This is a genomic window from Roseateles sp. DAIF2 (genome assembly GCF_015624425.1).
Taxonomy (GTDB): domain Bacteria; phylum Pseudomonadota; class Gammaproteobacteria; order Burkholderiales; family Burkholderiaceae_C; genus Kinneretia.
Genome location: NZ_CP049919.1, coordinates 134,405 through 147,132, shown reverse-complemented (window position 1 = coordinate 147,132; position 12,728 = coordinate 134,405). Strand labels below are relative to the sequence as shown.

At 71.8% G+C, this 12,728-nt stretch carries 16 protein-coding genes; 11 read left to right on the top strand and 5 right to left on the bottom strand.

Annotated features, from left to right (window positions below; genetic code table 11):
- Window positions 1–58 precede the first annotated feature (58 nt).
- Window positions 59–454, top strand: coding sequence for a VOC family protein (locus tag G8A07_RS00680; protein WP_195795227.1), 396 nt, complete (start codon window positions 59–61; stop codon window positions 452–454).
- A 96-nt stretch (window positions 455–550) separates the two neighbouring features.
- On the top strand, window positions 551–1,279 hold the full coding sequence (locus G8A07_RS00675; RefSeq protein WP_195795226.1) for a DNA-binding protein: 729 nt from the start codon (window positions 551–553) through the stop codon (window positions 1,277–1,279).
- Between the two features lie 16 nt (window positions 1,280–1,295).
- On the opposite strand, the gene G8A07_RS00670 is transcribed toward G8A07_RS00675, so the two are convergent.
- The 3 genes from G8A07_RS00670 to G8A07_RS00660 all read right to left on the bottom strand — a co-directional run bounded on the left by G8A07_RS00670 (window position 1,296) and on the right by G8A07_RS00660 (window position 3,473).
- Window positions 1,296–1,871 (bottom strand): YbhB/YbcL family Raf kinase inhibitor-like protein, encoded by a 576-nt coding sequence (locus tag G8A07_RS00670; RefSeq protein ID WP_195795225.1) that lies wholly within the window; start codon window positions 1,869–1,871, stop codon window positions 1,296–1,298.
- Window positions 1,872–1,977: 106 nt separating this feature from the next.
- The gene (locus G8A07_RS00665) at window positions 1,978–2,769 is read right to left on the bottom strand and encodes a helix-turn-helix transcriptional regulator (RefSeq protein WP_195795224.1); all 792 of its coding nucleotides are present in this window, start codon (window positions 2,767–2,769) and stop codon (window positions 1,978–1,980) included.
- 2 nt (window positions 2,770–2,771) lie between these two features.
- Entirely contained in the window at window positions 2,772–3,473 is a 702-nt protein-coding gene (locus tag G8A07_RS00660) for a DNA alkylation repair protein (RefSeq protein ID WP_195795223.1), read from the bottom strand.
- 160 nt (window positions 3,474–3,633) lie between these two features.
- Between G8A07_RS00660 and G8A07_RS00655 the strand changes: the two genes are divergently transcribed.
- Together G8A07_RS00655 and G8A07_RS00650 are read left to right on the top strand one after the other, a co-directional pair.
- Window positions 3,634–3,924, top strand: a complete 291-nt coding sequence (locus tag G8A07_RS00655) for a DUF2798 domain-containing protein (protein WP_195795222.1) — start codon at window positions 3,634–3,636, stop codon at window positions 3,922–3,924.
- 98 nt (window positions 3,925–4,022) lie between these two features.
- The gene (locus G8A07_RS00650; RefSeq protein ID WP_195795221.1) at window positions 4,023–5,588 is read left to right on the top strand and encodes a thioredoxin family protein; all 1,566 of its coding nucleotides are present in this window, start codon (window positions 4,023–4,025) and stop codon (window positions 5,586–5,588) included.
- Here G8A07_RS00650 and G8A07_RS00645 read toward each other — a convergent pair.
- The gene (locus tag G8A07_RS00645) at window positions 5,575–6,150 is read right to left on the bottom strand and encodes an NUDIX hydrolase (protein ID WP_249937398.1); all 576 of its coding nucleotides are present in this window, start codon (window positions 6,148–6,150) and stop codon (window positions 5,575–5,577) included. The two genes, G8A07_RS00650 and G8A07_RS00645, sit on opposite strands and share 14 nt — an antisense overlap.
- Window positions 6,150–6,758 carry a glutathione transferase GstA gene (gene gstA / locus G8A07_RS00640; protein ID WP_195795219.1) on the bottom strand — a complete coding sequence of 203 codons (609 nt, stop codon included), beginning with the start codon at window positions 6,756–6,758 and terminating at the stop codon, window positions 6,150–6,152. Before gstA ends, G8A07_RS00645 begins: the two co-directional genes overlap by 1 nt.
- 90 nt (window positions 6,759–6,848) lie before the next feature.
- On the opposite strand from gstA, the gene G8A07_RS00635 reads away from it, so the two are divergent.
- The 7 genes from G8A07_RS00635 to G8A07_RS00605 all read left to right on the top strand — a co-directional run bounded on the left by G8A07_RS00635 (window position 6,849) and on the right by G8A07_RS00605 (window position 12,725).
- Window positions 6,849–7,283: a DUF2784 domain-containing protein gene (locus tag G8A07_RS00635; RefSeq protein WP_195795218.1), complete on the top strand. Its 435-nt coding sequence runs from the start codon at window positions 6,849–6,851 to the stop codon at window positions 7,281–7,283.
- Window positions 7,280–7,750: an SRPBCC domain-containing protein gene (locus G8A07_RS00630; protein ID WP_195795217.1), complete on the top strand. Its 471-nt coding sequence runs from the start codon at window positions 7,280–7,282 to the stop codon at window positions 7,748–7,750. The genes G8A07_RS00635 and G8A07_RS00630 overlap by 4 nt, the downstream gene beginning before the upstream one ends.
- Entirely contained in the window at window positions 7,747–8,628 is an 882-nt protein-coding gene (locus G8A07_RS00625) for a hypothetical protein (RefSeq protein WP_195795216.1), read from the top strand. The genes G8A07_RS00630 and G8A07_RS00625 overlap by 4 nt, the downstream gene beginning before the upstream one ends.
- Before the next feature lie 59 nt (window positions 8,629–8,687).
- On the top strand, window positions 8,688–9,176 hold the full coding sequence (locus tag G8A07_RS00620) for a MaoC family dehydratase (RefSeq protein WP_249937181.1): 489 nt from the start codon (window positions 8,688–8,690) through the stop codon (window positions 9,174–9,176).
- A 104-nt stretch (window positions 9,177–9,280) separates the two neighbouring features.
- Window positions 9,281–10,771, top strand: coding sequence for an alpha/beta hydrolase (locus tag G8A07_RS00615; protein WP_195795215.1), 1,491 nt, complete (start codon window positions 9,281–9,283; stop codon window positions 10,769–10,771).
- Window positions 10,768–11,550, top strand: coding sequence for an ATP-binding cassette domain-containing protein (locus G8A07_RS00610; RefSeq protein ID WP_195795214.1), 783 nt, complete (start codon window positions 10,768–10,770; stop codon window positions 11,548–11,550). The genes G8A07_RS00615 and G8A07_RS00610 overlap by 4 nt, the downstream gene beginning before the upstream one ends.
- Window positions 11,547–12,725, top strand: a complete 1,179-nt coding sequence (locus G8A07_RS00605; RefSeq protein WP_195795213.1) for an ABC transporter permease — start codon at window positions 11,547–11,549, stop codon at window positions 12,723–12,725. Before G8A07_RS00610 ends, G8A07_RS00605 begins: the two co-directional genes overlap by 4 nt.
- Window positions 12,726–12,728: the final 3 nt, after the last annotated feature.

Genomic DNA, 12,728 nt, shown 5'->3' with positions numbered 1-12,728 from the left:
CGCTGCCCGCGCAGCCATCGCGCGAGCAAAAAGAATGCAAGGAAACAAGGAGACCCGGATGAGCAACAAGCGACGCGTCACCGGCATCGGCGGCATCTTCTTCACGGCCAAAGATCCCGGCGCATTGCGCGCCTGGTACCAGCGCCATCTGGGCATCGAGCTGCTGCCCTGGGGCGGTGCCGCCTTCAGTTGGACCGACGCGGCAGGCCAGCCGACGGCCGGCACGACGATCTGGTCCATCGGCGCGGCCGGCGACGAGTCCTTCGCCCCCGGCAGCGCGCCCTTCGTGATCAATTACCGCGTCGACAATCTGGACGCGCTGCTGCAGGCTCTGCGGGACGAGGGCTGCCAGGTCCTGGATCGGACCGACGATTCGGAGTACGGCAAGTTCGGCTGGGTCATCGACCCGGAGGGCAACAAGGTCGAGCTCTGGCAGCCGCCGCCCGGTCGGTGATCGGCCCGACTCCGGCGATTAAAGAGATTGGCCCGGGCGGTCGCCTTCAGGGATAAATCCGCCCAGCATCGGGCGTGCTACTTACCGCATACCGCCATGGCAGACGCAGAAGAAAACAACAAGACCACCAGCAATCGAGACATCGGCTTCGAGCAGGTCGCCGCCGCCGCGCAGCGCCTGGCGGACGGTGGCCGGCCGGTCACGCTCGGCGGCCTGCGCGACACGCTCGGGGCGGGCGCCTCGGCGCAGGCCATCCACCCGCATCTGGCGGCCTGGCGCGCCGCGCAGGCACCGGCCGCCGAGGCACCCAAGGTGGAGCTGCCCGCGCCCCTGGCGGCCGCGCTGGGCGATTGGGCCAGGCAGCTGGCCGAGGACGCCGCCGCCGGCCTGCGCGACAAGCTCTCGCACAGCGATGGCGACCTGGCCTCGCTGCTGCAGCTCAACGAGCAGGCCGAAACCGCGCGCGACGCGCTGAGCGCGCAACTGGCCGCGCTCACCGAGGAGCGCGACCAGGCCCTGGCGCGGCTGGCGGAGCGCGACGCCAGCATCGAGCGGCTGACCATCGAGCTGCGCCATGCGCGCGACATCGCCTCCGACGCCCTGGTCGGCAAGGCCAAGGACCAGCTGGCGATCGAGGGCAAGGAGGCGCAGCTCGCCGATCTGCGCCGCCAGATCGAGCGCCATGTGGCCGCCTCGGCCACCGAATCCGACGCGCGCCTGGCGGCCGAGATGGAGCTGGTCGGCGCGACCACGGCGCGCGACAACTTCGCCGCCGAGATCGCGGAGCTGCGCGCGCAGCTGGACGCGCTGCGCGCCGGCCGCTGATCGATCATCAGCCCGCCTAGTTGCCCTTCGGCCGGCCGTAGCGGGCCGTGAAGCTGGCCTGGCCCAGCGCGTTGGCCTTGATCATGTAGCCGGCCAGCGCGGCGGTGGCATCGGCGGGCAGGTCCAGCCGCTCCGTCTTCAGCGCATAGACGGTGAAGATGTAGCGGTGCGGCTTGTCGCCCGGCGGCGGGCAGGTGCCGCCCCAGCCGGCGACGCCGTAGTCGATGCGCACATGGCTGGCGCCCTGGGGCAGCTTGGCGCCGCCCACCGCGCCGGCGTCGGCCGGCAGCCCGGTCAGCTCGGCCGGCAGGTTGACCACCGACCAATGCCACCAGCCCGAGCCGGTCGGCGCATCCGGGTCGTAGACCGTGACGGCGAAGCTCTTGGTGCCGGCCGGCGCGCCGCTCCATTGCAGGACCGGCGAGCGGTTCTCGCCGGAACAGCCGAAGCCGTTGAACTCGAAACGCTGCGGAATCAGGCCACCGGCCTTGATGTCCGGGCTGCTCAGCTTGAAGCCGGCGGCATGGACCAGGGTCGAGGCGCCGATCAGGGCGGCGGCCAGGGCGAACTTGCGTGCTTGTTGACGATGCATGGCGGGATTCACTCTACGAGGTCAGGAACAGCCTGCATCGTCGCTCGGCACGGCCTGGCGCGCTAGCCCGCAGACCCCAATCGCTGTGCGCCGCGGCTCATCCTGCTCAGGGGCGCAAGTCCGAGGGCGCGAAGCCGAAGCGCTGCCGGAAGGCGGCGGAAAAGCGGCTGTGCGAGTCATAGCCGCAGCGGGCCGCGATCTCCGAGACCTGCAGGCCCGAGCCCTGCTGCAGCAGGGCCAGCGCGGCCTCCAGCCGCACCTCGCGCACGCAGCGGCTGACCGAGCTGCCCTCCTCGGCCAGCCGGCGCTGCAGGGTGCTGGCGCTCAGGTGGAAGGCGCGCGCCAGCGCCTCCACCGTCCAATCGGCCTGGGGCCGCTGGCCCACCAGGCGCTGCACGCGGTCGGCCCAGGCCAGGCCGCGCGCCGGCGCAAACACCAGGCCGCGCTCGGCCAGCAGCAACAGCAGCTCCAGCGCCCGATGCTCGCGCATGGCCTCGGAGCTGTCGGGCTCTTCTCGCAGCGCCGCGCTGGCATGCTCGAAGGTGGCGGCGAAGGCCGCATCCGCCGCGGTGCCGGCCGCGCCCTGCAGCGCCGGCACGCCGGCGAACTGGCCGAAGCGCTGGTGGAACCGCTCGATCAGCGGCGGCGCGAAGCCGATCAGGCGCGCCTCGTAGACCCCGCCCGGCGCGGCCTCGTTGACCAGGTCCCATTGGGTCGCGCGCGGGATCAGGAAGACCTGGCCGGCGCCGAAGCGGATCTCGCCGGCGGGCGTGGCCAGGCGCTTGCGGCCCGCCATCAGCCAGCCCACCAGGTCGTCGCGGAACGTGGCGGTGCGGATGCGGTGCGAGACCCGGGTGCGGATCAGCTGGGTGCTGGCGCCGCAGGATGGCAGGTTCATGGCTACTGGTACTTCTTCAGCTCGCGCAGCGCATCCGCCGCGATCCAGCGCGCGCTCTTCTCGGGCCGCTGGCGCAGCCGCTCGGCGCAGGCGATGGCCTCCAGCCTCAGCCCGGCCGAGCGCTTGCCGATCTGGCGCAGCGCCCAGTTGACCGCCTTCTTGACGAAGTTGCGCTCGTCGTCGGCCGCCGCCTCGATCAGCGGCAGCAGCGCGGCGAAGTCCGCATCGGGCCGCCGCTTGTCGTGCACCGCCAGGGTCGCCAGCAGCGCGAAGGCGGCGCGCCTGACGAATTCCTCGCCCGCGCCGGCCCAGACCGGGATGCGCGCCCAGGCCAGCGGCGAGCGGGCGAAGGCATTGCCGCAGGCCTGGTCGCAGACATCCCAGGCCTGCATGCCGCGCGTCCAGTGGTTCATCTGCGCAACCGTCAGCGCGGCCGGATCGGCCAGCAGCGCCGCGACGATCTGCGCGTCCGGGATGCCGGTGTCCCACAGCGCCAGCGCCAGCTCATGGTCCTTGCGGCCCAGCTGCTTGCCCAGGGCCCGCATCTGCGGCACCGACAGGCCCAGCCGGGTCGCGCCGGTGATGCCAAAGCGCGCCAGCGCCTCCAGCTGCTCCGGCCGCGCCTGCGCGCGCAGCAGCTGCAGCGCCCGCTCCAGGCGCTGCTCCAGCGTGACGGATGGCGTGACGAGTGTCAGGTCTTGCATAGGGCGCGATGATAGTCAGGCGATCCGTAGGTTAGACTGGCGCCGCCGATGTCACAGCACATCGGTCGTAAGCGTCTAACGTCAAGCAACGCACTACACCATCCCGGGTCGGGATGGGCGCTGGTGCCTGCCTTGACCCTCTTGTCCAACGAGTTCTCCGATGACAAAAAACGCTTTCGACTCCTCCTCACAGCCCTCCATCGTTCCCACCGCCCGCTCGCGCAAGCTGCCGGCCCGCTATGCCGGCATCGTGATGCCGCTGCTGCTGTCCATCCTGATGACCTGCATCGTCTCCGCGATCAGCACCCTGCGCGGCGTCGGCCCGGTGCCCGGTTTCCTGCGCATCTGGCTGGGCTCATGGGCCTGGTCCTGGGTGGTCGCCTTCCCGACCCTGCTGCTGGTGCTGCCGCTGGTGCGGCGCCTGACCGCGGCGGTCGTCGAGACCCGCTGAGGCGGCCGCCCGGCGCCCCGGGGGCTTGTGCGCCCAGCGCATAAGCTCCTGCATTCCCCTCATGGGCAGGGGCTTGCCCCCGGGTCGACAATCGGGCCATGAAACCGACCCCACTCACCGCGCTGGCGCTCGCGCTGGCCCTGATCGCCCCGGTCGCTCAGGCGACCGCTCCCGCCACCAGCGCCGGCGTGGCCTGGCAGAGCGCCGCGGCCGATGCCGACATCGAACGCGCCTTCGCCCGCGCCAAGGCCGAGAAGAAGCCGGTGCTGCTGTACTGGGGCGCCAAATGGTGTCCGCCCTGCAACCAGCTGAAGGCCACGCTGTTCAACCGCCAGGACTTCATCGAGCAGTCGCGCGCCTTCGTCGCGGTCAACATCGACGGCGACCTGCCCGGCGCGCAGAAGCTGGGCGCCCGCTTCAAGGTGCGCGGCTACCCGACGATGATCCTCTTCAGCCCCGAGGGCCAGGAGCTGACCCGCCTGCCCGGCGAGGCCGACGCGCCCCAGGTGCTGCAGGTGCTGCAGCTGGGCCTGGCCGGCGGCCGCCCGGTCAAGGCGGTGCTGGCCGATGCCCAGGCCGGCAAGAAGCTGGGCGCCAACGAATGGCGCCTGCTGGGCTTCTACTCCTGGGAGACCGATGAGCAGCAGCTGGTGCCGGCCGCCGAGCGCCCCGGCCTGCTGGTGCAGCTGGCCGTGGCCAGCGCCGGCGCGGGCGATGCCGAGACCACCAACCGGCTGTGGCTGAAGGCGCTCGCCGCCAGCCAGGGCGGCCAGGGCGTCAAGCCCGACGCGGCGCTGCGCGAGCGCGTGCGCGGCATCCTGGGCGATGCCAAGCTGAGCCGCACCCATGCCGACGTGCTGGGCAACGAGGCCAGCGACATCGTCAAGGCGCTGAGCCCCGAGGCCGGCGCCGAGCGTCAGGCCCTGGTGGCCGAGTACGACCTGGCGCTGAAGCGCCTGGAGGCCGACGCCACCTTGTCGCGCGCCGACCGCAGCCAGGCCCTGATCGCCCGCGTGCAGCTGGCCCGCATCGACCAGCCCAAGGATTCGCTGACGCCGACGCTCCCGCCCGCCCTGGTGCAGGACGTCAAGGCCCATGCCGCCAAGGCCGACCGCGAGGTCACCGAGGGCTATGAGCGCCAGGCCGTGATCACCTCGGTGGCCTATCTGCTGGGCCAGGCCGGGCTGTGGAAGGAGAGCGACGAGCTGCTGAAGACCAGCCTGGCCAAGAGCCATTCGCCCTACTACCTGATGAGCCAGCTGGGCGGCAATGCGCGCAAGCAGGGCCGCACCGAGGAGGCGCTGCGCTGGTACGAGGAATCCTTCGCCAAGAGCGAGGGCCCGGCCACCCGCCTGCAATGGGGCTCCGGCTACTTCGCCGCGCTGGTCGACCTGGCGCCGCAGGACGCTGCCAGGATCGAGAAGACCGCGGCCCAGCTGTTCAAGGAGGCCGCGCAGGACAAGGGCGCCTTCTACGAACGCAGCGCACGCTCGCTGCAGCGCGTCGGCGCCAAGCTGTCGAGCTGGAACGCCGGCGGCCAGCACCAGGCGGTGCTGAACCGGCTGAAGACCCAGCTCAACGGCGTCTGCGCCAAGGTCGACACCGCCGACCAGCAGCGCGCCACCTGCGAGGCCTTGATCAAGGCCCCGGTCAAGAAGGGCTGACGAGCTCTTTCAGCTTGCCGGCGAGGCCGCGAAAGCGCGCCTCGCCGGAATCCGCCAGCTCGGCCAGCGGCCGCCAGGCCGCGCCATGCACCTCGGCCAGCTGCGGGGCCAGGTCTTGCCCGGTCATCGGCGCGATCACCAGGTACGCATAGTCATGGTGCCAATGCTCGCCCTCGCCCTTGTTCGGATTCGCGGCGATCGGATGGCTGTCGATGTCCAGCGGCAGCGCCGCGCCCCAGACGGGATGGGCCGCCAGCCGGGTGACGCCGGTCTCCTCGGCCACCTCGCGCAGCGCCGATTCCCACAGGCCCTGCCCCGCCTCGTAATGCCCGCCCGGCTGCAGCCAGCGGCCGATCACGCGGTGGTGGATCAGCAGCGTGTGCGTCAGGCTCGGGTCCAGCACCAGGGCGCTGGTCGTCACATGGCCGCGCATGTTCGCGCGGCTCAGCGGGTCGCCCGCGTCCTCGTCCAGCTGGGCCTGCAGCGCCGCCAGGCGTTCGGACTCGGCGGGAAAGCGCGCCAGGTACAGCGCCAGCTGCCGGCGCGCCTCCTCGCGCATCATCACTTCAGCAGACCCTCGGCCTTCAACGCCTCCTGCACCGCCGGGCGCGCCGCGACGCGTGCGCGGTAGGCGACCAGGTTCGGATAGCCGCCGAGGTCGACGCCGACATACTGGCCCCAGTTGCTGACGGTGAACAGGTAGGCGTCGGCCACCGTGAACTGCTCGCCCATCAGGTACTGCCGGCCCTCCAGCTGGGCGTCCACCCAGCTGAAGCGCTCGGCCAGCTTGGCGCGGAACAGGGCCTTGGCCTCCTCCGGCATCGCGGCGTTGAACAGCGGCGAGAAGCCCTTGTGCAGCTCGGTGGTGATGAAGTTCAGCCATTCCTGCAGGCGGTAGCGCGCCAGCGTGCCGTTGGCCGGCGCGAGCTGCTTCGCCGGCACCTGGTCGGCGATGTACTGCACGATGGCCGGGCCTTCGGACAGGCGCTCGCCGCCGTCCAGCTCCAGCAGCGGCACATAGCCCTTGGCATTGATCGTGTAGTAGTCGGTGCCGTCCTGCAGCTTGTGGGTCTTGGTGCTGGCCAGCACCAGCTCGAAGGGCAGGCCCGCCTCGCGCAGCACGATATGGGGGGACAGGGAGCAGGCACCGGTGCTGTAGTAGAGCTTCATGGGGTAGGGTCCAAAAGGGTGGGACGCAACGATACGCCGGTTTCGGCTAGGCTGCTTGCGCGCGCGCCGCCACCGCTCGCACGCCCTCTGATGCCCTCGCCCACCCTGTCGCTCCTGCTGCTCGCCGACCTGGTGCTGCTGCTGCACCTGGCGGTGGTGCTGTTCGTGCTTCTGGGCCTGCTGCTGATCGTCGCCGGCAATCTGCGGCGGCGGCGTTGGGGCTGGGTCAACGGCTGGGCCTTCCGCGGCGCACATCTGGCGACGATCGCGCTCGTCGTCGCCGAGGCCTGGCTCGGCCTGACCTGCCCGCTGACCTCGCTGGAGGCCTGGCTGCGCGTTTCGGCCGGCGGCCGGGCCTATGGCGAGCAGGGTTTCATCGCCGACTGGCTGCACCGCCTGCTGTTCTACAGCGCGCCGGACTGGGTGTTTGCCCTGCTCTACAGCGGCTTCGGCTTGCTGGTGCTGCTGGCTTGGTGCTACTTTCCGCCTCGGTCCGTTCCACCACCGGGAGATCCCGCGCCATGAGCACGACCCAAAAGATCCGCCTTCAGTTCCACGCCAGCATCGCCGCGCCGCGCGAGCGGGTCTGGCGGACCATGCTGGAGCCCGACAGCTACCGCCGCTGGACCGCCGCCTTCATGGAGGGCTCCTACTACGAGGGCTCCTGGGAACGCGGCGCCGAGATCCGCTTCCTGGCGCCCGGCATGGGCGGCATGTTCGCGCGCATCGCCGAGCACCGCGCGCCCGAGTTCGTCTCGATCGAACATCTGGGCATGATCGATGCCGAGGGGCGGGTCGACCGCGACAGCCCCGCGGTGCGCGCCTGGGTGCCAGCCTACGAGAACTACACCCTGCGCGAGCCGAACCCCGGCCTGACCGAGCTGCTGGTCGAGCTGGACGTCACACCCGACTTCGAGGCGATGATGAAGGAGAGCTGGCCCAAGGCCCTGGCCCTGCTGCAGCAGGACTGCGAGGACGGCGGCGCGCGATGAACCCCGGCCTCGCCCGCACCGGCGGGCTATTGCTGCTGCTGATGACGACCGCGATGAGCAAGGCCTCCGCCCTAGACCTGAACGCCCTGTGGGACTTCGGCAACCCGGCCCTCAGCGAGCAGCGCCTTCGCGCCGCGCTGGTCGATGCGCGGGGCGACGAGGCCCTGATCCTGCAGACCCAGATCGCGCGCAGCCATGGCCTGCGGCGCGACTTCGAGGCCGCGCGCACCCTGCTGGCCACGCTGGAGCCGCAGCTGGCCGGCGCCGGCCCGGAGGCGCGCGTGCGCCATGCGCTGGAGCTGGGCCGCAGCTACAGCTCGGCTGCGCATGCGCCGGCCACCCAGACCGACGCGGCACGGACGTTGGCCCGCGCCGCCTACCAGCGCGCCCTGGCCGAGGCGCGCGCGGCGCGGTTGGACGGCCTGGCCGTCGACACCCTGCACATGCTGGCCTTTGTCGATCGCGCGCCGGCCGACCAGCTGCGCTGGGGCCGCGAGGCGCTGGCCCTGGCCGAGGCCTCCGAGCAGCCGGACGCGCGGCGCTGGCGCGCCACGCTCCACCACAACATCGGCATCGCGCTGCGCGAGCTGGGCCGGCCCGAGGAGGCGCTGGCCGCGTTCCGCCTTGCGCTGGCGCTGCGCGAACAGGCCGGCGAGACGGCGCGGGCCCGCATCGCTCAATGGATGGTCGCGAACCAGCTGCGCCTGCTGGGCCGCGCCGACGAGGCCCTGGCCCTGCAGCTGGCGCTGGAGCAGGCCAATGCCGCGGCCGGCGTGCCCGACCCCTATGTGTTCGAGGAGCTGGCGGCGCTGTACCGGGCGCGCGGCGAGACGGCCCGTGCCGACCATTACGCCCGGCTGCAGCAGGCCGGCTCCTGAAGCGCGAGCGCTGTCGCGCAGGCGATGGCGGGCGGCGGCGCCCTGCCTATAGTCGGCGCATGACGACGAGCACCACCACGATGAACCCCCACCCCCGCCATGCCTTCGAGGATTTCGCGCCCGGCCAGGTGCGCGAGTTCGGCGGCCGCCGGGTCGACAAGGACGAGGGCCTGGCCTTCGCCGCCGCCTACGACCCGCAGCCGCTGCACCTGGACGAGGCCGCCGCCGAGGCCTCGGTGCTGGGCGGCCTGTCGGTCAGCGGCTGGCACACCTGCGCGATGGTGATGCGCATGATGTGCGACGCCTACCTGCTCGACTCCACCAGCCAGGGCTCGCCGGGCATCGACAAGCTGCGCTGGCTCAAGCCGGTGCGCCCCGGCGATACGCTGCGGGTGCGCATGACGGTGCTCCAGACGCGGGTCAGCCAGAGCCGGCCCCAGATCGGGCTGGTGCTGTCCGCCTGGGAGGTCTTCAACCAGCATGAGGAGGCGGTGATGTCGATGGAGGGCTGGGGCATGTTCGGGCGCCGGCAGCCGGTCGCACCCTAGCCGCAGATCGTCCCCGCCGGCCGCCATTCGCGACAGGCGGCCGCCCGGGCAACCGGCTGCTGCACATAATCCGCCCGCACTCTCTGGAGAAGGTGGAGGACGGTATGTCGTGTCGCAGCAGTAGAAGAAGAAAGATCCTTCGCATCCTCGGGCCCCTGGCCGCGCTGGCCCTGCTGGCCGGCCAGGCGCAGGCCCAGGCGCCGGGCCCGGCCACCCAGGCCTGCCGTGTCGAGGGCCTGCCCACCGAGCTGCAATGCGGCCTGCTGAAACGCCCGCTGGACCCGAGCCAGCCGCAGGGCCAGCAGATCGAGATCCATTACCTGGTCCTGCCGGCGATGGCGCGCAACAAGCAGCCCGACCCGGTGCTGATGCTGGCCGGCGGGCCCGGCCAGAGCGCGATCAATATCGCGGCGCTGGTGCTGCCGCGCTTCGCGCGCCTGAACAACCGCCGCGACCTGGTCTTCATCGACCAGCGCGGCACCGGCCGCTCCGCCCCGCTGGACTGCCCGGACGAGAGCCGCCTGCCGCTCGCCGAGGCGCTGGATCCGGCGGCGCAGCTCAAACGCCTGGACGACTGCCGCCTCGCGCTGGAAAAGCTGCCGCATGGCGACCTGCGCTTCTACACCACCGAGATCGCGATGCAGGACATCGACGCGGTGCGCCAGCGGCTGGGCGTGGCGCGCTGGAACCTGGTGGGCGGCTCCTATGGCACGCGCGCCGCGCTGGACTATCAGCGCCAGTTCCCGAGCGCCGTGCGCCGCCTGGTGATCGACGGCGTGGCGCCACCCGACATGGCGCTGCCGGCCGCCTTCTCCACCGATGGCCAGAGCGCGCTGGAAGCGATGTTCCGTGCCTGCGAGGGCGAGAGCGCCTGCCGCCAGCGCTTCCCGGCACTGCGCGCCGACTGGGACGGCCTGCTGGCCAGCCTGCCGCGCCAGGTCGAGGTGCTGCATGCGCTGAGCGGCGAGCCGCAGCGCTTCACCCTGACGCGCTCGATGCTGCTGCGCGGTACGCGCCTGCCGCTCTACAACCCGGCGCTGGCCTCGGCCCTGCCGGCCGCCATCCACCAGGCGGCGCGCGGCCGCTTCCAGGCGATCAGCGGGCTGGCCGGTTCGATGGGCGGCGGCGGACGCGCCGGCAAGCTGGCGGCCGGCATGCATTTCTCGGTGATCTGCGCCGAGGACCTGCCGCGCCTGGCCGCGGCCGGTGACGCGCCGGGCCGCGACTTCGGGCGCAGCGATGCCGAGTTCTACCAGGCCGCCTGCAAGACCTGGCCCCGTGGCGCGGTGTCGGCAGAGTTCTACCGCGTCAAGCCGGCCGCGGCGCCGGTGATGGTGCTCAGCGGCGGCGCCGATCCGGTGACGCCGCCGCGCCATGGCGAGCGCGTGACGCAGCTGCTGGGTCCGCAGGCCGCCCATGTCGTGGTGCCCGAGGCCGGCCATGGCGTCACCGGCCTGCCCTGCATGCGCGAGGTGATCCACCGCTTCATCGACACCCGCGAGGACGCGGCCGCGCTGAAGGGCATCGCCGCCGGCTGCGCCACCCGGATTCCGCGCCCCGGCGCCTACCTGCCGATCGAGGTGACGCTGCCATGATCCATATCGACAACATCGCCAAGCAGTTCCACACCCGGTCCGGCGGCTCGCTGTTCAAGCGCGCGCCGCGGCAGACCGTGCAGGCGGTGCGCAGCGCCAGCCTGGATGCGCCGAACGGCCGCATCACCGGCCTGCTGGGCCCCAACGGCGCCGGCAAGACCACCACCCTGCGCATGCTGGCCGGGCTGTTCGCGCCGGACAGCGGCACCATCGCGGTGGACGGCATCGACGTGCTGCGCGAGCCGCGCCGGGCGCTGGCCCGCATGGGCATTCTGGGCGATGCGCATGGCCTGTACCCGCGGCTGACGGCGCGCGAGAACATCGTCTACTTCGGCCGCCTGCAGGGCATGGAGCCCGACGCGGCGCAGGCGCGCGCCGAGAGCCTGGCGCGGCTGCTGGACATGGGCCATATCCTGGAGCGGCGCGCCGAGGGCTTCAGCCAGGGCGAGCGCATGAAGACCGCGCTGGCCCGCGCCCTGGTGCATGACCCGGCCAATATCGTGCTGGACGAGCCCACCAACGGGCTGGACGTGCTGGCCACCCGCGCGCTGCGCGAGGCGCTGCGCCATCTGCGCTCGCCCGAGGGCGGCAGCAAGTGCATCGTGTTCTCCAGCCACATCATGCAGGAGGTGGAGCAGCTCTGCGACCATGTCGTCGTGATGGCCCATGGCGCCTCGGTGGCCGAGGGCTCGGTGGAAGAACTGCTGGCCCAGGCCGGCACCACCCGCTTCGAGGACGCTTTCGTCACCCTGGCTTTTGGCGAGGAGGCCAAGGCATGACTTCGGAAAACTGGAACGACTTCGTGATCGTGCTGCGCAAGGAGATCGTTGACGCGCTGCGCGACCGCCGCACCCTGCTGCGCCTGCTGATCCCGGCGGTGCTGATGGGGCCGCTGCTGCTGATGGCGATGTCGGCGCTGATCGCCTCGCTGGAGGAGCGGGCCGAGCGGCGCGAGATCATGGTGGCCGGCATCGCGCATGCGCCCAGCCTGCGCAACTACATCGAGCGCCAGACCTACACGGTCAAGGACGCGCCGGCGGACTACGAGGCGCGGCTGCGCGCCACCACCCTGCTGGAGCCGGTGCTGGTGATCAAGCCGGACTTCGAAGCCGAGCTGCTGCGCGGCGAGCGGCCGGTGGTGGAGGTGGTGACCGACAGCGCCAACCAGCGCGCCAGCGCCGGAGCCGGCGGCATGGCGCGCCTGCTGCAGGGCTTCAACCGCGAGCGCGCCGGGCTGCACCTGGCGATGCGCGGCATCTCGAGCGAGCTGCTGCAGCCGCTGGATGTGCAGGAGCGCGATCTCGCCAGCGCCCAGGCGCGCGCCGCCCGCATCACCTCCATCGTCCCGATGTTCATCATCATGGCGGTGCTCTACGGCGCGCTGACCGCGGCGCTGGACAGCACGGCCGGCGAGCGCGAACGCGGCTCGCTGGAGCCGCTCTTGATGAACCCGGTGCCGCATGGCGCGCTGGTGGCCGGCAAATGGGGCGCGGTGGCCCTGCTGGGCATGGCGGTGGCGCTCTTGGCCAATCTGAGCTTCGTGCCGGCGCAATGGCTGCTGCAGAGCGACAGCCTGCAGGCGATGTTCCAGTTCGGCTGGGGCGAGGTCGGCGCCTTCCTGCTGCTGCAGCTGCCGCTGGCCGCCGGGCTCTCGGCCCTGCTGATGGCGCTGGCGATCCGCTCCAAGACCTACAAGGAGGCGCAGGCCGGCTCGACCCTGATCATCACCCTGGTCGGCCTGGCGCCGATGGTAAGCCTGCTCAACCCCGGCGGCGACGCCCCCTGGTACCTCTGGGTGCCAGGTCTTGCCCAGAACACGCAGATGCTGCTGGTGCTGAAGGGCGAGGCGCTCGGCTGGGCGCAGCTGCTGCCGTCGATGATCGTGGGCCTGACGCTGACCGTGGCCGGGCTGGCCCATGTGGCGCGCTCGATGCGGACCGCAGTGGCGCGTTGATGG